Source organism: Bacillus sp. SIMBA_031, assembly GCF_046535225.1.
GTDB classification, from domain to species: domain Bacteria; phylum Bacillota; class Bacilli; order Bacillales; family Bacillaceae; genus Bacillus; species Bacillus velezensis.
Genome location: NZ_JAWRXC010000186.1, coordinates 1 through 275 on the forward strand (window position 1 = coordinate 1; position 275 = coordinate 275).

General features: G+C 60.7%; 1 protein-coding gene. It reads right to left on the minus strand.

The annotated features are described in order from the left end of the window. Positions 1–275 (minus strand): NUDIX hydrolase (locus tag SB724_RS19995; RefSeq protein ID WP_410572566.1); only part of this gene is annotated, 275 nt, incomplete at both ends.

Consider the following 275-nt stretch of genomic DNA (forward strand, 5'->3'; position numbering starts at 1 on the left):
GTGGTGCTGCCTCGATGACGGCGTCCAGCCAGGGGACTCGGTTGGAGAAACGGCTGATTTTGGAGGGGATGCTCCAGCGGTAGGTGTCGTGTTCGTCGTTGATGGTCAGTCTGCGGCGGGTGGTTGTCGCGGTGAAGGTGTGCACCAGCCAGGGGTTTCCCTCGTGGTCGGGGATCAGGAGTTGTTCTCCGCGTTGAAAATCGGCGAGGTCATCTCGCGTGAGTCCTGCTTCTTCCTCGATCTCGGTCAGTGCTTGTTGTTCCGGGCTCACGTCC